19 protein-coding genes are annotated in these 18044 nt (G+C 46.2%); 15 read left to right on the top strand and 4 right to left on the bottom strand.

From position 1 onward, the window contains the following. The first annotated feature begins 54 nt into the window (after positions 1–54). Complete coding sequence (locus ACFFJP_RS09875; RefSeq protein ID WP_377242920.1) at positions 55–1032, top strand: helix-turn-helix domain-containing protein; 978 nt, start codon at positions 55–57, stop codon at positions 1030–1032. Here the strand turns inward: ACFFJP_RS09875 and ACFFJP_RS09870 are convergent. Continuing rightward, a complete protein-coding gene (locus ACFFJP_RS09870) occupies positions 973–1911 on the bottom strand; it encodes a LysR family transcriptional regulator (RefSeq protein WP_377242918.1) in 939 nt (312 codons plus the stop codon). The genes ACFFJP_RS09875 and ACFFJP_RS09870 overlap by 60 nt on opposite strands. 120 nt (positions 1912–2031) lie before the next feature. On the opposite strand from ACFFJP_RS09870, the gene ACFFJP_RS09865 reads away from it, so the two are divergent. The 11 genes from ACFFJP_RS09865 (at position 2032) to ACFFJP_RS09805 (ending at position 11487) form a co-directional block, all read left to right on the top strand. Next, a complete protein-coding gene (locus ACFFJP_RS09865) occupies positions 2032–2874 on the top strand; it encodes a type 1 glutamine amidotransferase domain-containing protein (protein ID WP_377242916.1) in 843 nt (280 codons plus the stop codon). A gap of 11 nt (positions 2875–2885) precedes the next feature. Then, positions 2886–3110, top strand: coding sequence for a putative antibiotic biosynthesis monooxygenase (locus ACFFJP_RS09860; protein WP_377242914.1), 225 nt, complete (start codon positions 2886–2888; stop codon positions 3108–3110). Between the two features lie 10 nt (positions 3111–3120). After that, on the top strand, positions 3121–4233 hold the full coding sequence (locus tag ACFFJP_RS09855; protein ID WP_377242912.1) for an alkene reductase: 1113 nt from the start codon (positions 3121–3123) through the stop codon (positions 4231–4233). Then, a complete protein-coding gene (locus tag ACFFJP_RS09850; protein ID WP_377242910.1) occupies positions 4226–5380 on the top strand; it encodes an iron-containing alcohol dehydrogenase in 1155 nt (384 codons plus the stop codon). The genes ACFFJP_RS09855 and ACFFJP_RS09850 overlap by 8 nt, the downstream gene beginning before the upstream one ends. Before the next feature lie 17 nt (positions 5381–5397). After that, positions 5398–6381, top strand: coding sequence for a zinc-binding dehydrogenase (locus tag ACFFJP_RS09845; RefSeq protein WP_377242908.1), 984 nt, complete (start codon positions 5398–5400; stop codon positions 6379–6381). Continuing rightward, positions 6378–6680 (top strand): putative quinol monooxygenase, encoded by a 303-nt coding sequence (locus tag ACFFJP_RS09840; RefSeq protein ID WP_377242906.1) that lies wholly within the window; start codon positions 6378–6380, stop codon positions 6678–6680. Before ACFFJP_RS09845 ends, ACFFJP_RS09840 begins: the two co-directional genes overlap by 4 nt. Positions 6681–6682: 2 nt before the next feature. Beyond that, positions 6683–7483, top strand: a complete 801-nt coding sequence (gene dkgB, locus ACFFJP_RS09835) for a 2,5-didehydrogluconate reductase DkgB (RefSeq protein ID WP_377242904.1) — start codon at positions 6683–6685, stop codon at positions 7481–7483. A 635-nt stretch (positions 7484–8118) separates the two neighbouring features. Beyond that, positions 8119–8610 (top strand): hypothetical protein, encoded by a 492-nt coding sequence (locus tag ACFFJP_RS09830; RefSeq protein ID WP_377242902.1) that lies wholly within the window; start codon positions 8119–8121, stop codon positions 8608–8610. Between the two features lie 1168 nt (positions 8611–9778). After that, positions 9779–10012: a hypothetical protein gene (locus tag ACFFJP_RS09825; protein WP_377242900.1), complete on the top strand. Its 234-nt coding sequence runs from the start codon at positions 9779–9781 to the stop codon at positions 10010–10012. Further along, positions 10005–11192, top strand: a complete 1188-nt coding sequence (locus ACFFJP_RS21345; RefSeq protein WP_446686823.1) for an Arm DNA-binding domain-containing protein — start codon at positions 10005–10007, stop codon at positions 11190–11192. The genes ACFFJP_RS09825 and ACFFJP_RS21345 overlap by 8 nt, the downstream gene beginning before the upstream one ends. A gap of 13 nt (positions 11193–11205) precedes the next feature. Continuing rightward, positions 11206–11487 carry a hypothetical protein gene (locus ACFFJP_RS09805; RefSeq protein WP_377242898.1) on the top strand — a complete coding sequence of 94 codons (282 nt, stop codon included), beginning with the start codon at positions 11206–11208 and terminating at the stop codon, positions 11485–11487. A gap of 17 nt (positions 11488–11504) precedes the next feature. Here the strand turns inward: ACFFJP_RS09805 and ACFFJP_RS09800 are convergent, their stop codons facing one another. Beyond that, positions 11505–11768 (bottom strand): hypothetical protein, encoded by a 264-nt coding sequence (locus ACFFJP_RS09800; RefSeq protein WP_377242896.1) that lies wholly within the window; start codon positions 11766–11768, stop codon positions 11505–11507. Further along, entirely contained in the window at positions 11761–12663 is a 903-nt protein-coding gene (locus ACFFJP_RS09795; RefSeq protein WP_377242894.1) for an arginase family protein, read from the bottom strand. The genes ACFFJP_RS09800 and ACFFJP_RS09795 overlap by 8 nt, the downstream gene beginning before the upstream one ends. Positions 12664–13211: 548 nt before the next feature. On the opposite strand from ACFFJP_RS09795, the gene ACFFJP_RS09790 reads away from it, so the two are divergent. From ACFFJP_RS09790 to ACFFJP_RS09780, 3 genes are all read left to right on the top strand, one after another. Then, positions 13212–14318, top strand: a complete 1107-nt coding sequence (locus ACFFJP_RS09790) for a helix-turn-helix transcriptional regulator (RefSeq protein ID WP_377242892.1) — start codon at positions 13212–13214, stop codon at positions 14316–14318. A gap of 154 nt (positions 14319–14472) precedes the next feature. Continuing rightward, on the top strand, positions 14473–15576 hold the full coding sequence (locus ACFFJP_RS09785) for a hypothetical protein (protein ID WP_377242890.1): 1104 nt from the start codon (positions 14473–14475) through the stop codon (positions 15574–15576). Positions 15577–16086: 510 nt separating this feature from the next. Further along, a complete protein-coding gene (locus ACFFJP_RS09780) occupies positions 16087–16521 on the top strand; it encodes a hypothetical protein (RefSeq protein ID WP_377242888.1) in 435 nt (144 codons plus the stop codon). A 938-nt stretch (positions 16522–17459) separates the two neighbouring features. Here the strand turns inward: ACFFJP_RS09780 and ACFFJP_RS09775 are convergent. Then, positions 17460–18035 carry a hypothetical protein gene (locus ACFFJP_RS09775; RefSeq protein ID WP_377242886.1) on the bottom strand — a complete coding sequence of 192 codons (576 nt, stop codon included), beginning with the start codon at positions 18033–18035 and terminating at the stop codon, positions 17460–17462. Positions 18036–18044: the final 9 nt, after the last annotated feature.

The following is an 18044-nucleotide window of genomic DNA, read 5'->3' as shown; positions in this document are numbered from 1 at the left end:
ACCTTTGGCCCAAATAACTAACATCGTTAATATCGGGCCATTCTGAGTTATGTTATGCATCCTCAACCGCTACAAGTCGCTATTGTTGCTTTTCAGGGGATCAGTCCATTTCACTTGGCTGTACCATCGGTAGTGTTTGCTGAGGGGCCTCATAATAAATCGCTCTTTGAGGTATCGATTTGCAGTGCAGAACCACAACCGCTTACTTGTAGCCTTGGTTATCAGCTCAGCGGCTTCGCTGACTTAACGCCATTACAATCAGCCGATGTGATTGTGATCCCTAGTTGGCGCTCACCTGATGAACACCCCCCTGAGGTATTGCTTGATATCCTGCGGCAACGAGCCAAGCAAGGTGCAACAATTGTCGGGCTTTGTCTCGGCGCTTTTGTGTTGGCTGCGGCTGGTTTGTTGGATGAAAAACAAGCAACCACCCATTGGGAGTGTGCTGATGAACTGCAGCGATTGTATCCCGAGGTACAGGTTATGGCTGATTTGCTCTATGTCGAAAGTGGTAGGGTTTTGACATCGGCTGGAACGGCAGCTGGGCTTGATGCATGTTTGGCTTTTGTCCGTAGCAGGCTCGGTGCTTCATCTGCCAATCAAATCGCCAGGCGTTTAGTGATCCCGCCCCATCGGGATGGTGGGCAAGCGCAATACATTGAGCACCCTCTGCCGCAAACCACCGGCCATGACAGACTCAGTTTACTTTTGCAGACAGTGCGTGGCCAGCTTGAAAAACCGCATACGCTGGATTCACTGGCATCAGCAGTGGCGATGAGTCGGCGCAGTTTCACCCGGCAGTTTCGGCAGTTAACCGGAACTACCGTTACCCATTGGCTAATCGCTGAGCGACTTAACCTGGCGCAACAGTTGTTAGAACATACAGTGCAGCCGATTGAGCGTGTGGCGGAGCTGACCGGCTTTGGCAGTGTGGAAAGCCTACGGCATCATTTCCGCTCGCGCTTTAAAACCTCACCGCAGCAATGGCGGCGCGTATTCACCAGTACTAGCTCCAGCACTATGCCGGTTTAAATTGGCATGCATCATCATCATGTCTTTGGCAAAGGCGATCCGTGCTTGTTTGAGGGCACCTTTGCGCCAAACCAGGTAGATGTGGTTTTCAGGACCGGCCGCACCGACTTGCACCAGATGTGGAAAGCGCAGTTTGTCCCGGTATAGATAATCTGGTAGTACCGAATAACCAACTCCTGCATTCACAACAGCGGCGATAGCACGAATATCCGGGATCACTGCAGCGACGGTCGATTTACAGGGCTGATTATAAATCAGCTCAAAGTAGCGCCGGATCAAAGGTAAATCGTGATCGTAACTCACCACTGGTAATTGACAGAGTTGCTGGTAATCAATGGCTGCGGCATCAAACTGTGTTGCCATCTGCTGATGCATCACCAGTAACAAGGTTTCTGAATCGATAATTTGATAGTCGTAACCGGCCGGATCGGGCAGCGAGGCGGTAATAGCTAAATCGGCGACACCGGATTGCAATAACTCGTAGATGCGGTTTTTGTTACCCACATGCACCACCAGATTCACTTCGCCACTTTTTAGCAAATTGGCAAATTGCGGTCCTGCCATAAAACTTAAATACTCGGCAGGGCCTGCCACATTCAGTGTGCCAAACACGGCCTGACTGCGACTGCGCACAGACTCAATACGTTGTTCAATCTGGTCAATATGCCCTGCGACTTGCAACATCAGATCATTGGCCAGTGGTGTCGGTTCCACCCCACGGGCTTTGCGCACGAACAAGGTTTTACCCATCAGCGACTCAATAACCTGAATATGTGCCGTCACGGCCGGTTGCGACATGCCAAGCGTCACAGCCGCTTTGGTGATATTGCCGCAGCGATACACCTCGACAAAGGTTTTGAGTTGGGTGAGATACGACATTGGGATTGCCTTTTAATGAGCCATCAAAAATCTGATGCCTGTCCTGAGAAATTCTGCGTTCTACAGCATTAATTTTGACATTAGCATAGTTATGTGTCCAAAAAAACTGATGGAGTTATCATGAAACAATCAATTGTTGCCGTATTAATTGGAACTGCCGGTTTGATGTCCTTGCCTGGTTTAGCCGCTGAAAAGGGACAAATATTAGTGCTGTTGTCCAGTGAAACCACATTACCGCTACAAAATGGCAAGACGACCGAAGTCGGTTACTACCTGAACGAATTTGGGGTGCCGGCAAAGGCCTTAGTGGATGCTGGGTATGAGCTGGTGTTGGCGACGCCAAAAGGTAACGCACCGAAGGTCGATAAAAATTCAGTCTCGCCGCAATATTTTGGTGGTCAGGCGTCGGAAATGGCAAAGGTACAAGCCTTTGTTGCAAAGTTACCAGGTATCAATGACACCTTGTCACTGGATGAAGTATTAACAAGTGGTCTTGACTCCTACAAAGCAGTGTTTATTCCCGGCGGTCACGCACCGCTGATTGATTTAGCCAACAACCCGAAAGTTGGTGAAATCCTCAAACATTTCAACAAGCAAGGTAAACCTACAGCCGCAATTTGCCACGGTCCAATTACCCTGTTGGCCGCTCAGCAAAACCCTATGGCGTACCAGCAAAGTTGGGTCAATGGCAAGCCGGTTGCTGCGGATGGCTGGATCTATGCCGGTTACAAGATGACGATTTTTTCCAATAGTGAAGAGGCCGTTTTTGAGCAATCACTCAATGGCGAAAAGTTGACTTATTACCCAGCCAAAGCCATGTCATTTGCCGGTGGTGCTATGCAGTTTTCCGCTGATTGGCAATCCAACGTCGTGGTTGACCGCGAACTCATTACCGGACAAAACCCGTTCTCAGACAAAGCTCTGGCAGCTGCATTATTGCAAAAACTGGCTGAAAAACGATAAGGCAAGCTTGGATGAAACCACCGATCCGCTGGCGACAATGGCTGTATGTCACAAGCAGTATTTATCCGATTAGCACGCTGACGTCAGCTTTACTGATGTCGGTCGCACCGGCGATGGCATCGCATTGGTATGGCCGACTGGCCGTTACAGCGGTGTCGGTGGCGCTACTGATTTATGGCGTATTCCCTTGGGTTACGCCAAAGATCCAACGCTGGCTGGTCGGGCAAAAGCCTTAAGGACAAAACCATGAGTGAATTATTCCAATCGTTCCAACTCGGAACCATGACGCTTGCCAATCGCATTGTCATGGCGCCGATGACACGGGCACGTAGCCCGCTTGGGATCCCAAACCTTTTGAATGCCGAATACTATCAACAGCGTGCAACGGCTGGTTTGATAGTATCTGAGGGCATTCCTATCAGTCATGAAGCCCAAGGGTTTGCATTGATCCCTGGCCTTTGGAGCTACGAGCAGTTACAGGGCTGGCGCGATGTGACCCGCCATGTTCATCAAGCCGGCGGCCGAATATTCGCACAGCTTTGGCATGTTGGACGCTTATCACACCATACGTTGCAGCCTTATGGTCGGGCGCCGGTCAGTGCGTCCGCTGTCACTGCGAGCCCACTTTATGCTAAATCGTTCACCTACGGCTCCGATGGTGAATTGGCATTATTGCCGCCTGATGCACCCCGGGCACTCGAGATGCATGAAATCGCAGAACTGATCAAAGACTATACCGACGCAGCCAGGTTTGCCATGGATGCCGGCTTTGACGGGGTCGAGATCCACGCAGCGAATGGCTATTTGCTGGAGCAGTTTTTAAACCCTCATACCAATCAACGCACTGATATCTACGGTGGCACTATCCGCAATCGTGCGCGGCTGATCATCGAAATCATCAGCGATGTTGCTGCGGCGATTGGCAGTGCAAGAACCGCGATCCGGTTATCACCCGGTAGTCAGGTATTCGATATGCCGTTTTATCCAGAGTGGCAGCAAACCTATCAGCAACTAGTCGCTGAGTTGGCGCATTTCAAGCTTGCCTATCTGCACCTGAACGATGAACGACGTGATGGTGCAGCGGTGTTGTCCGACAGCTATCTGGCGAGCTTAAAGTACCACTTTCAAGGGCCGGTGATTTTAGCCGGCGGTATGACAAAGGTGAAGGCCGAACAATTGATTAGTCAGCAAGTGATTGATTTAGCAGCTTTTGGTAAACCTTTTATCGCCAATCCTGATCTCGTAGCCCGCCTGCAACAGGATCTGCCCTTAACCACACCAAATACATCAACTTTTTATGGTGGTATGGCCGAAGGCTATACCGATTATCCGGTATTAAATGAGAAAACCTATGCTTAATTTTACCTACAAAAACCAAACCGAAATCTTGTTTGGTAAAGGCCAGGTGGCCGCGATATCACAACGGATCCCAACCTCAGCGCGCATTTTAATGCTTTATGGTGGCGGCTCGATTAAAAGCAACGGCGTTTATCAACAGGTGCAACAGGCCTTATCGCAACATCAAGTCTGGGAGTTTGGCGGTGTAGAGCCCAACCCCAGTTATGAAACTCTGATGCAGGCTGTTGCACTTGGCCGTGAACAACACATCGACTTTATTCTGGCTGTCGGTGGTGGCAGTGCGATTGATGGCGCAAAATTTATTGCCGCCGCACTGCATTTTTCCGGCGACCCATGGGACATCTTAATCGCAAAAGCGAAGTTTACTCAGGTGATCCCGATTGGCGCTGTGTTAACACTCCCGGCAACAGGCTCTGAAAGTAACGGCAATTCCGTGGTCACTAAGAAAGCAACTGCACAAAAACGCTCGTTTTCATCGACTTTAGTACAGCCTCAGTTTGCAGTACTCGACCCAGAATTTACGTACAGCTTGCCTAAACGGCAAATCAGCAATGGCATTGTCGATGCTTTTGTCCATGTGATGGAACAATACCTGACTTACCCGGTGCATGCGGAGATCCAGGATCGTTTTGCCGAAAGTATTTTACAAACCTTGCTAGACGTTGGGCCTAAAGCATTAAAACAGCCTGAAAATTACCAACACCGGGCCAATCTGATGTGGGCGGCGAGCATGGCTTTAAACGGTCTGATTGGGGCTGGGGTGCCGCAGGATTGGTCCACTCATATGATTGGACACGAACTGACCGCGTTGTATGGTCTTGATCATGCGCAGACGCTGGCCATTGTGTTGCCAGCCTTGATGTTTGTGCAACGTCATCAGAAGCATGCCAAGTTAGTGCAACTGGGTCGACGCGTGTTTGCTATTCACGACCAAAACGAAGACGTTGTGATCGACCAAACCATCAAAGCAGTGCAGGACTTCTTTGAAACTGTCGGCGTGAAAACCCGCTTGTCTGACTACCAACTGGATGGACAGGTTGTACAGAACGTCGTTAACAATCTTGAACGCAACGGCATGACTGCATTGGGTGAACGTAACGATATCGACCTGAAAAAAGCTGCAGCGATTTTACGGTTAGCACTGTAGGACTTGGAGGAATCGTCATGTTATATCGTGCCTGGACTTTTAACGCCTCAACCACAGAGCCGACTGAGTTAATACAGCACCACTTAACGGTAAAAGCGCTTGGCGACTACGAGCTATTAGTTGAAAACCATGCGATTGCGCTTAATCCGGTTGATTGGAAAATTATCCGGCCCGGTTTTTTAGAGGGTTCGGCTGTGCAAGTCGCCGGCGTTGATGGCGCTGGTATCGTGCTTGCGGCAGGTAAACTTGCGAAGACGGCGGTCGGCAGCCGTATCGCATATCATCAATCCATTCGTGGCAATGGCTCTTATGGTGAGATGGCAATTGTCGACAGCCGGCTCAGTTGGCCAGTTCCTGCGCATATCAGATTCAGCGATGCCGCCGCGCTGGTATGCCCTGGGCTTACTGCATTGCAAAGCCTGCAAAAATTGCCGTCCATGCAACAGCAATGTGTGCTTGTGCATGGTGCAGGCACTTTGGTAGGTACTTTGCTGGTGCAGTTATTAGCTGCGGCGGGAGCTCGGGTGATTGCGGTTGCCTCCAGCAGACATCAGGAGCACCTGCTTAAACTTGGTGCCCTTGGCGTGGTCAATTATCAGCAACAACAGGTACTGGCCGACACTCAAGCACTATTGGGCGAACACAAACTGACTGCGTTATTCGATTGCATTGATGCGGAAAAGGTGGCTGCGTTTTACCCACTGTTGGATGTGAACTCACATGTCATTACGATACAAGGCAGACTGACGAACAACCCGTTCCCGGCATTTGACAAAGCCATATCGCTACACGAAGTCGCTCTAAACACATTACATCGTTATCCGTCGGCCGGGCAAATAACGGCGCTGCAGACTGAATTTGCAAAGCTGTTGCAATGCGGCGTATCGACGGTAGAACCAAGACTGCAAACCATTAGCTTTGCAGAGATCCCGCAATCTTTGCAAAAGCTCAAACAGGGGCAATACGCCAAATACGTGGCGATATTGAAGGCTGAACAATGAAAACATCAATTATTCTACGGGTGACTGTCCGTTGTAAGCCCGGTCAGGGCAAACCTGTCTACGAGTCGTTGCTGCAATGTCAAACCCATTCGCTGCAAGAGCCTGGCTGTCTTGAATACGATTTGTATCGCGACTTTTATCAACCTGACCAGCTCTACTTATTTGAAGAATGGCAGAGCCATGCTGCGTTAGCGCTGCATCGGGAAACCAGCCACTACCTGCAAATGAAACTGGATACAGCAGAGTTGGTTGATGCTGTTGAGATTGTTGAACATCAAAAAGTGTTATCAGGAGTATAACGATGGACATGCCAAACATAGGAATGGGTACGTTTCGACTCAAAGATGAGGTGGCTTATCAGTCGGTGCTGACTGCGCTGGAGCTTGGTTACCGTCATATTGATACTGCGCAAATCTATGGCAATGAAGCACAGGTTGGCCAAGCGTTGTCAGACAGCGGTATCACTAGGGATCAGGTGTTCTTAACCACCAAAATTTGGCGGGACAACTTAGACAAAACCAAATTTTTGGATAGCCTGCGGTCTAGCTTGGAACAGCTGCAAACCGAATACGTAGATTTATTACTGATCCACTGGCCGGTTGATAGCCCAGAATTATCGTTGGAACAGAGCCTTACAGAGCTTAAATATGCTCAGGAGCTTGGTTTTGCCAAACGTATCGGCGTGTCTAATTTCACCATTGCCCAGCTGGAGCGGGCGATTAGTGTATTAGACTCAGGGAGCATTTTCACCAATCAAATTGAAGTGCATCCATATCTGCAGAATCAAAAACTACGGCAGTTTATGCAAAGCCAGGGCATTCGCCCTACGGCGTATATGCCACTGGCGGTTGGAAAAGTGTTGGAGGAAGCCGCATTGGTGACGATGGCGGATAAATATCAGGTCACGGTGCCGCAATTGGTCCTGGCGTGGGTGATTCAACAAGGCATGGATACAATCCCCATGTCGACCAAACGGCAGAATTTGCTGAGTAATTTGCAAACGCCTGCGCTGAATTTGACAGCGGCAGATCTCGCAGTTTTTGCCGGCCTTGAACAAGGGCTACGCTTGGCTAACCCATCCTTTGCTCCCCAATGGGATTAACGGGTTTTACCTGACACACCCCCCTCAGTTAGGTCAAAGATAAACGGTGGCTTCGTAAGGTTAGGGGCCGCCGTTACTTATCGTTCGCTTTTACTATGATCATGGTTCGATCCGATTTGTGCCACTCTCCGACGTTGCTTTTGCTGCACTCGTCGAATTTGGCAAATCAGCGCGTCGTGTTGCTGGATGCTTTACGGACCGGGCACTGAAAGAGCACTTTGGCCAAAAATCAAATTGGCAAACCGCAGCATTAGATGCACCGTTTCTTAGCGTCATCAAAAACGGTAGCGCGCGAGCGATTAGCTCAGAAGATTTAGTTCGTTATCTCGCTGCGGAACATCTCATTTTACCGCTTAATTTTTTACCGCCATCGTCTGTTTTCCAGGCTGTCTGAGTTTGATGGCGGTGGTCGTATCAACTGGCTCATTGGCCATATAGGTGCAGGTGAGCATCCACTTCACTTTGCATCGAGTTTGTGTCTGTCAGATATCAGCCGTTGCAATACGCTGCTCAATCAAGCAATCGAACCGTTGGCTATCGAGGTGTTCAAAAGTGATTCACAATGAGGCTTGCCGGCATATCTATTGACGAAAACAAGTGAAGGGTAGTTACCACCATCCCTGCAGGTAAAAAGGATGGCGTTTAGAGAACGTCTTGGTTGGGCCCGGGATTTGTTTACCAAATTCAGTAAAACGCTCGCTGAAGGTGAAACCATTCTCGATAAAACCGACGCGTTTATTAACTTTGCCATCGAGCAAGCCCTAAAGCTCGCTCATCGCGAAGATTCCGCGGCGTGCATGCAATTGATTAATCGAAAACTGGAGCGCTATCAAAACGATGGCGACGAGCCGGCAGAGCAAACCTGGCGGATGCCGCTTTATGAACCACAGACCGCATTAGATGTCCGTTACTTTAGCGAAAGTCGCAGGGTGTTAGCGCTTCGACGTTTTGTCTCAAAACGCATCGTTACATTGTCCGAAGGACTCAAACTAGAGCATGCGCTTTATGAAATCGTGCTCAGTACGATGGTACAAAGTGCACAGCATATGGAGGACACTAATTTTGTTGTGGCACTACAACGCAATCGCTCCACGCTCCTCGGGCTTTATAGTTCTTCGAGTGATTAATTGTTACATTTGCTCAGTGTTACTTATGTTCGGCCTCGCTCGACCGAAACGTTCCGGCTAGATCACTAGTAGGCGCTCCAATCAAAGGGAATTGCTAAGCCTATATCGCCATGAAATTTGGATGCAGCGATAGCAAATTCGATTCGCCGTGTCACAGCTTTAAGTTCAGCAACACTGTCAATTCAGTTTCTCGACATACCTTCGCAGAATGGTCAGTATTTTGTGTCGCTATCTTCAGATTTTGTCACAGAAACCCGAATGTGTTGGAACAAAAAAACTTGCAGCTCCAGCGACTAAATCATTCATTTTAAATCTGAATTTATTCTATTTTTCGCAATATGTGAATAACCATTAAGGTCAATTAATGACTGTTTTGGTCACAGAAATCTGTGACACGCTTTTGTGCTGGGGGTATTCGACCCAAGGTCAAAATAATTTTTTAGGAACAGAAAAATTGTGGAAATTGCAAATGGAAAAATTTTTTGGTCACAGATAGGTTACAGAGTGGCGATTTTAGAAGCAAAAAATCACCAATAAAGGGAACTCTATATTTTTCAATGAATTAAAAAGGTGTAAAGTTGGTTGCGGGAGCCGCCGGGGTTTTGGAGAGCGAACCGACGACCGTTGTCGGGTTCTTTTACCTATCTTGCAGCAAAACACTAAATCGCAGATCTTCGGGTTATGAGTGCAACAATTATATTAAATTGCAATGTGCGTCGTCTGCATATTTGAAATATGAAAAAGCGAATATCACTAATATACAATGGGTTAAATCTGAATGTGTGTGACTCGATAAAAAGCAGGCTTTCGCGATAACCCACATTTATGTGTCACACATTTATTGATTTACGCACAATAAATGTCACAGCCGTTTTTCCACACCTTTTCCAAAAACGACCTTGAGCTAGGTTTTCGTCCCTTCAACTGTCCTTAATCACCCTAAAAAACGGCAATTACTCACCTCACTTTTATCATTTTCCGATTTGTGGCGTGAATTTCACTCTGCGGTAGCCTGCTGACGATGTGGCAGTCGCTTGCCACATGGCGTCACGTTAATCATTGTTTTAATTATCAATTTTACCTACTGCAAGGTTTGTAGCGTGAATTTGAAAACGGGTTAACGTGATTTCTGTGTCGCAGCATGGCGGCATAAACAGAGGAAATGACAATGACTCGAACTTACTTAACGACAGAGCAACTCGCAGCGCGCATTCACTATGATGCTCGCTCCATTCGCAATGTACTACTGGACGCCTATCTGTTTGAAGGTCGCCATTACATTCGTCCTTTTGGTCGGCGTAAATTGCTGTTTATCTGGGAAGCGATTGAAGCAGACTGGCTAAGCTCAACCCACGATAGCATCGCCATGATGACAGAGCCTGCGGAGGTCTGTCATGGGTAAAGTCTCCGTTCGTTCGGAAACCGGGCGGCTCTATTTTGATTTCCAGTTTCAAGGTCAGCGGTGCAGGGAACAAACCACCTTGCTCGACAATAAAGGCAACCGGAAGCTGCTGGAAAAACAGCTGCAACTCATTGAAGCGGAAATCCACGCCAACAACTTCAATTACGCGAAGCATTTTCCTGACAGTCCTTTTGTTAAACGCCTGAACGAGCAGCAACAGGAATTATTGTTGTTGCAAGCCCAAGCCAGCAACACACCATTGTTTACCGTCTTTGTGGAGGAGTGGTATGCCGAAAGTGTTGTGTTGTGGCGGCCGTCGTATCGGACCACCGTTCGGGGCTTAATCGATAAGTACTACGTGCAGGCATTTGCGGGTAAAAAAGTCGACGAGATCACCTATGCAGATCTACTGAAGTTTCGGGCAGCACTCGCCAAAGTACCTGGCCGAACCAACAAAGAAACCCTGACGAACAATCGAATTAACAAAATCATGTGTCCGTTAAGGCGGATCTTTGATGAGGCCGCTGACCGGTTTAACTTTAACACCCCTTATACGCGGATTAAACCTCTCAAAGTGCCTAAATCAGATGTTCAACCGCTGTCGCTGGAAGAGGTGAACCTGATTTTGAACAAGGTTCGGACGGATTATCGCAACTACTACATTGTTCGCTTTTTTACCGGCATGCGCACCGGGGAAATTGACGGCTTGAAATGGGATTACGTTGATTTCAACCGCGGCGTGATTATGGTGCGCGAAACCATTGTCGCGGGCCAAGAAGATTACACCAAAAACGACCATTCGCAGCGTGATATCAAGATGATCGGGCCCGTGGTAGAAGCCCTGCGTCGGCAATATCGCGCAACCGGTCGCTACTCAAATTATGTGTTTTGTAATCGGGATGGTAAGCCGCTTGATCACAACAATGTCACCAAACGCATCTGGTATCCAATGCTGACGCGTTTAGGACTGGGGAAACGCCGGCCTTACCAAACTCGTCATACCGCCGCGACTTTGTGGTTAGCCGCCGGGGAGTCGCCTGAGTGGATCGCCAAGCAAATGGGGCATTCCACGACTGAAATGCTGTTTAAAACCTATTCGCGTTTTGTCCCCAACTTAACGCGCCATGACGGCTCTGCCTTTGAAAAGTTACTGACAACAACTCTTGGCCCATCACTGTAAACGGGAGACGAAGATGATCATTGAACATAGCAAAGCATTTCGTTCCTTCATGGCAAACAAGGACCTGGATAGAAAAGCCGGTCTATACGCTGATTCGCTGATGTTGGTTATGCAGATTAAACCGCATCAAAAAGGGCTCGTGCAGATTGTTGGCAAAGCAGGGGACAAAAACAATCTGGATGCGATTAAGTCCTGGGTTAAAAGCCAACTGTGCTGCGAAAGCGAGAAGGGAGAAGACAACCTCGAAACCCTGCGGAATAAGTTACAGCGATGCTTGGAAGATGCAGCCGACTAGTTTTTACGATCGATTTTTTAAGCAACAAACCACAACCTATAAATGAAGGATACTCTAATGACCATCCAAACAATGAGCCTCATCATCGTGTTTTTTGGCGTACTCGCCATCGCTTCGATTCTGTTAGCTGCGTACTTTGCCGCTGCCTGGAAGGACGAAAAACGAAAAAACATGAAGCGAAAAAAACGATAAGGGTGAAGAATCGAAGCGAAGGGATTCGCTTCAGGTTCAGCTGAAAAGCGTTTTGATTTCATGATTGCCCGTTCGTTGGTTTTAATCATTCCCAATTTCATCGTTGTCTATTTTATTGGGCGAACTTTTGTACAAATAAACCTTCGCACATTCCATCAAAGTTATATCGTGTAGTCTTAAAACTGGAGCGATCGATCCTTGATCATCACGTTGATAGCCTCCGGCGATATTCCATACCAGAGGGATCCCTTGCTTAGCGCATTCCTCGAAAACAATTCGGTCTCTTGTTCTGAGTTGTTCGGTAGTCAGAAACCCGCCTAGTGGGTCGTCAATATGTGGATCTGCGCTGGCTTGGAAAATAATCAAATCGCAATGTTGCATGCTCGTAATAACTTCAGGCAGTTGAATCAGGTAACTATCTGCATTTTCTGGGACAGGGGACACGGCATAGCCCAAGCTATGGTGCACAATCCACTCTTGCAGTTTTAATGTTTCGATGATTTCCTGGCTGCCATCGCCTTCATGAACATCTAAATCTAAGATCCCGATTGTTTTGACTAATCCTTGCTGCTTCAGTAAGAGAGCGGTGACTAATAAACCATTAAAAGTACAATAGCCGTATGAATTAGCAAACCCGGCGTGATGAAAACCTGAGACTGGAGCGATCGCCACTTGTTTGTTAACAAGCGCATGTTTAGAAGCCGCAAACAAAGCACCTACGGTATAGCGACAACTTTGGGCAACGGCGATTTCATTATTTCGAAAGCCGTTTTTTATAGCACCTGAAAAAACACCATCAACATAACTCGGGGCATGAGCCAACTCTATATTTTCTTTTGTTACAGGCTCAAACGATTCTATTGTGAATGGAATATTTAATTCTTGCCAAGAGGCTACCACCTCCGCTGGCTTCCCAGCGCTTGGAGAGAAGCTTTGCACTTGACTGACGACGTTGTCGCAATAAAAAACTGGTAATGCTTTCATCTGATAGCTCCTTGGATTAATCGCGTTTAGGCTGAACTAAATTTGCAAGTGCATTACCGGAAGCAATGATTTGGCCAGTCCTGAGTTCGGCAGTAATATTTGGAATTGCATAATAACGACCTAAGATTCCATTTTCATACGTGCTGATTAGTTGGTTATCGCCTCCTTCATCATCGATGATTGCGTAGATCAAACCCGATGCACCCCGTAGATATTGACTGGCCAGAACACTTTTCCTCGTTGAAGTCGGTAGTAGGCCTAGTTCTGTCTTGGTGAACGTTTAGCAAGCATAAACTCCCTGAGCGTCAACTCCTGACTCTGTAATTGCAGAGTCTTGCTTGAGCAATTATTCATAGGATGACTGAAATTACGCGCTCATGCTCTAGGGATGCATATCGGTTAAGTAATTGACTTTAATACAGTATTTGCTACATGATGTGATTGAGTTTTGGCTGTTCTGAATGCTTCTACTGACATCCATTCATCAATGAAATGTTCGTTAGATTCGTAAACCAAAAATTATCGTTGGCGCTTCAAGTTTTATGACCATGCATACACTGTGGCAGCTTGAAATTGCAGCGCTCAAGGGAATCATTACCACTCTTTATATGGAGACAAGGATGTCAAACGACTTAAATAAAAACGACGTACAAAAACTCATCTTATCGCTTCTCAAACCAGATCCCAGAAAAGCCAAGAGTGCTGCCGAACTCGTCAAGTTGATTGACGTGTCTCGCTTACATAAATTCTCAAAAAAAGACCAAAAGCAAGAAGATGATGTGCTTGAGAAACAGGCGCAGCGTCGTGTTTTACGTATCCTTGATGACATGATCGATAAACTGATTTATGGCGTCGAGGAATTACCAACCAAACCACGCACCTTTTATTTAAAAAACCAAACCGACTACAGTAGCTTGTTGCAAATATTGTATGGACTCAACAGCAATATTGTCATGCATTTACCTGCTGAGGAGCGGAGTGAGATTGAGCTTCTTGATAGCCGTCAGATGCCCAATTCGGTTGCACTGTGGCAACAGAAAATTTATGTAGGTCGCAGTGGTTTTTGTCATCGTGCGGAGGCAGATCCTGAAATCATTCGTGTTATTTATAAGGCCGTAGAGTCTGAGCAATTTGTCGAGTTTGATTACCAAACCTCAACTGGCAAAAGATCGACTTTAGAAGCATTCCCTTGGGGCATCTTACTGAAAGGGGACAGCTGTTATTTAGTCGCCAATCCTCATGATAGTGGCAAACCATGGCCAGTTACTTATGCACTACATCGAGTTAAAAATCCTAAATTCACTAATCGCTTGACCGAGAATGCGCCTGGTAGGCCGCAAGACAAAAATCATTTCCAACAGTTTTGTAAAGAGCGGCAGCTTGATCTTTTTGCCAATGAAGACGATGCAGAAATTCAACTGCAATTGCGCTTTATCAATGGCAAGGGGCGCTCGTTACACGAAACAGTTCTGGCTGCTGACCAGCAAATCGTACCCATCAATTCCAAAGAATTCAGGCTAAAAGCTACAGTCAAGAACTGCTTCGAACTGCACCGATTTATTCTTGGTTATGGTGCTGATGTGGAAGTGGAGTCTCCGCTTAGACTCAGAGAGCTCATCGCTGAAAAGTTAAAAGCAGCTGCCACAATTTACTGATATTAAGAGCTTATGCGAGCGTCAGGAATTGACGCTTGATGCCAGTATACTAAGGACAACCCCATCGAAACGACAAAAACTCCCCTTTTTCTTAGCAAGGGAATCAGGAGTTTTGGGCCGTGCGTGGTGATTCATGAACTCATAAGGATGCAATATGGCTCTTCATAACGATATTTTTAAAGATATTCAAGCCAATAAAGTTAACGAAACTTTTAGCCCAAGTGATTTAAAACATACACCACTGTCAGATGGCCGTTTTTTGGTAGGGGGTAATCCTTATGCAGAATCATCAATTAATACAGCCCCAGCAAATTTAGCGATCCATGCTTACGATACTGAGGTTGGCAATCATGTGAAGAAAGGCAGTAAACCACAATATGTTGCAGTAAAGCGCGGAAAATATCGTCTTCATTGCGCAGAGAGTCAATTAGTTAGCCCTATCATGTCTGACGATGAAGTAACTGGAGATGATATTATTTCTTCAACAGCTGATGAGCAGTACAGTTTTTCAGGTTGTACCTCAGTTGCCGATTACCTAGTAAAATATTTGGCTGAGCAGCCATTCCAGCTTTTCTTTAAAAAGCAACGAGCTAAACATCCGTTAAAACCCGCTGTTGGTATCAGAGCCCGTTTAAAGGCGTATTTCTGGCCAAACCTTGCCAACGATTGGTTTTATACCTCACAGATCATCCAAGATATTGTGGCTCGGTTTAAAGCCATCGAACAACAGCAACATAAATACGACTGCGCCGAAAATTTACTAAAACTGTTTGCTGAAATTTGCCAATGGGGTGGCGTCCGATTACCGACTATAAGTGCTGAACAACTTAAGTTCGAGGTGTTTTCAGTGCTCGCGAGCCTCGACAAAGGCGAGGTGCCTAGCCAACAGTTTCGCTTAAACAGTGCATTCACCAAACTCTACGCAATCGCACGCCCAGAGATATTTGTTATTTTTGACTCACGAGTGGCTGCAGCACTTACTTCAATCATTGATAGCAATTTTCAAGTCCTTGTTCAAATGCCCGAATGGGAACGTTACCAACAGTTGGGTTTTGTAAATGGGCGTGGGGGCAGCCGACCAAGGCTTTTAAGCAATCCTTGGCCAAGTGGCTATCAGAAATGGACTGCGCAAATTGCTGCCAATAGATTGTGTTTGGACATGCTTCAGATCATCAATCAACAACCCACTCTTTATGGCGCATTACAGCCAATAACGTTACGTGAACTTGAAGCTATCCTGTTTATGGAAGGCTATTGATAAATCAAGTATCCGTTTTTAATTTTTAGAATGTTCAACACTGAAAAGGAACTTTGGTATGCGCTATCTCGACACAGAGTCGTTACTAATTTCTTAGTCACCTTTTAGTTAGATAAATTGACTCGAAGAGAGGTGCCCATGAGCAGTAAACGTTAACCCGAAAATTTCAGAATCGAGGCTGTTACACAGGTCGTTGATCACGGCCATTCAGCCCCTTCACCGGGGCCTTGTTTTAAGCAATGCTTTTGGCGATGTGACCTTTCCCCCAAAGTTAATCAATTTACAAATCAATGATTTAAACGTTTGGTGTTTGATGGCTGTTTCCAAATGTCCGCAATCAAAGCGATAGAGACATTTTTTTGAACAAATTGACTGTTTTTTGGTCCGCAACTCGCTCTTAGCAGTCGGTCAAGTAACTGGATGATTGCTGAAATTGGTGGTTAAGTGAAAGTGCAACGGGTGGTAGGCCGTGATTGATCGTGTTGGTAAATTGGGGTGATGTTTTGCAAAATGAATGAAGAGCAAAGACTAGACGTAAAACTAGACCCATTAATGGGCAAGCATGAGGCCTTGTCAAATCTAATATTCGCAGCATCTGAGTGGTATGACTCAATAAAACTCTGTCAGTTGGCTGGTTTTTCACTCACTCACTCATCAGCTCAACCGCACAAATGGAAGAAAGAAGGGAAAATATTTGCATTGCGGCGAGGCAATACCGAATTTTACCCTTCTTATGCTTTTGGCGATGATTTTAGGCCAATTCCTGCAATAAAAAATGTCTTAGGTGTGTTTCGTGACAAGAAATCTGACCTTAAGATTGCCGCCTGGTTTGCGAGTAATAATAGTTGGCTGTGCAATCAGCGCTCTTTGGATTTGATTCTTACAAGTCCTGATGCTGTGATTAAAGCTGCGGAAATCGAAGTCGCGCCAATTGACCATGGTTAATCCATTTCCTCAGTCATCAAGCAACAATCATTAAAATTAAGACTGTTGGTCTACCAGCAAGAACAGGTTTTCATCGCGTCCATCCTCAGATGGTTTGGACCTGTTCAATTTAATGATAGCTGCACTGGTAACGCTCGCTTTAGCTCCATTTATGACAACAAAAGCAAGATCATCCCGACTATCTATGCTGCAGCGTCAGTGAACGCAGTACTTATGGAAAGAACTCAAATGTGGTCAGTGGGAAAGAACAAAGAGGGTTTCAAAACGTCGTGAGGAAAACGATATACATCGTTTCCGTTAAAGAATAAAATTCAAGAGTAGGTTCTGTAACTAATGAGCTTCTGCACTGGGCTTGCCGGATTTATGGTCTTGTGTAGCTTGACAGGTGTTCTAATCCGGATGAACACTGGTAGTGGCAGTGCGACATGCACTGGTTTCCGAACCAAATTGCTAAGGGAACGCTTCGCCTACCGCCTACACAATATTTACAAAGATGCCCGTCAGCATTTCTTAGTGTTTTTGCGGGTTATGGCCTACATCTCATTGATCCCCAATATTGAGTTCCCACAGATTGTTGAGTGGAATCCTAATTGTCGCTGCCATGCTGTTTTGTTCTACCACTAGTGCCGAAAAAGCAGTTTCGTGTCAAAAGCTAACAGAGGCAATGGTAGCTTTCGAATCGCTGCTTTTCACTGAAAGCGGACATTTGTGGGAATATAGAAATAACTTTGCTCGAAAATTTCGAAAGATTCCCGCATCGCCAGAACGTTAAAAAAGCATGCGTTATTCATTTCGTGTTTCTGCTGATTACCAGTGATCAGACTATTAGAATATGGCCAAAATTGGTTCACAACAACATTTGCAACGACTGGTAAGTTAGAGTTGCAATTGGGTTGTAAGTTATGGCCGTATATCGGCTTAGCAAACATTTGAAGTAATCAATTTGCCTCAATAAGCTTTCTTAGATACGGAAGCGGCAAATCAGATTGGTTGCGTTTAGGTATGTTTATACCCTTAACCTTATATCGGTTTGCAATGTTTAACATGAAATCCATACAGTCATTTTCCGATAGCGAATACGATTTTTGGATGGGATGTTTTTCGTCAAATTTGATTCCCAAGACTGCTAATGGCTGTGTTGTGTCTAAGTAAGTTGTTTCAAACTCAGATGCATTCACTTGTACAGTCAAACATTCTTGCTTAATTGCTGTGTAATTCTCATTAACCAATGCACCATTTGCTGGAATTATCCCTTTGTAGCTGAGTATCGCGTCACCCACCGAAAAGACTGTATGACCAATAGCGCGAAATTTTGATTTCCCACCTAACGCCGTTTGAGCAAACACAACGAATGCATGCCCGGGTAGGCCAGTTGTGGCAGGAGACGGACGCGCACAAAAGCTTATTTCCCGAACTCCGCCATCTGAATCCGATTTATTTCGAAGGTTGATAGTTTTACCGATGGCAGATGCACTCATGAGTAAAAAGGCAAATGTGATTAAAACTACTCTCATAAAATTCTC

It is taken from the genome of Rheinheimera tilapiae (assembly GCF_042432165.1).
Lineage (GTDB): Bacteria > Pseudomonadota > Gammaproteobacteria > Enterobacterales > Alteromonadaceae > Pararheinheimera > Pararheinheimera tilapiae.
This window is presented reverse-complemented; position numbering and strand designations above follow the sequence as displayed.